The organism is Fructobacillus sp. EFB-N1 (assembly GCF_001038455.1).
Classification (GTDB): Bacteria; Bacillota; Bacilli; order Lactobacillales; family Lactobacillaceae; genus Fructobacillus; species Fructobacillus cardui.
Genome location: NZ_LDUY01000058.1, coordinates 1 through 771, shown reverse-complemented (window position 1 = coordinate 771; position 771 = coordinate 1). Strand labels below are relative to the sequence as shown.

The window sequence follows — 771 nt, the reverse complement described above, 5'->3', positions numbered from 1 at the left end:
GGTTTCGTTGATACTTCAAATCAGCACGATTAGCACCGTACTGCACTCTGACAATTGCCAACGCTAGTCCTGCACTGTTGACCTTATTCCAGTCAATATCACCTTGGAACTCGGAAACATCAACAATCGCACCGTCAAAGAATTGTGACTGTTGTGATTCAAGTTCTTTCAGCCGTGCTTGTAAATCAGCAATCTCTTTATCCTGTTCGGGAATACGATTAGTCACTTCTAACAGTTCCTTAATTCGATTCTTCAAATCATTAGCAGTCTGTTGAGCGTTCTGCCGTTGTTGCTGGGCATATTGCATAGCCGCCTGATAATCTAACTGGTACTGTGATAGCGTCCGATTCTTCGTTCCAATCGTGAGTGACATCTTATGCGGTTGCGTAATGTCAAGTTTTTTTGCCACAACTTGCAAATCTTCCACCAGACCCAAGAACTGGTCATATATTGGGTAAAAGTTACCCATTTCAAACGACTTATAAGCATTATCTAGTAACGATATATCGACCACATCAACCGACCATGTCAGCAAACCGACTCGCTGATTCTGCAGGTAATCCTGTCCTTTGCTCTTCAGAATGCTAGGAACTTTTACATTGTTCCACTCAACCGCTTTCTGAATAATGCCAAAGCGTCCAATTAAGGCCGTGTCGTCTAAGTATCGAATACCGTTATTGACTGATTCAATAGTTGTCTTTGGTTGAGCCGCCGCCGTGTCATCACTAGACTGTTCAGTCTGTTCTTGCTCAATTGGCGAACCGATTGGTA

Annotated in this window: 1 protein-coding gene; it reads right to left on the bottom strand. The window is 43.2% G+C overall.

The genetic code is table 11. The annotated features are described in order from the left end of the window. Nucleotides 1-771, bottom strand: a 771-nt coding sequence (locus tag FEFB_RS08050) for a phage tail protein (protein ID WP_047975734.1), incomplete at both ends; no start/stop codon positions are given.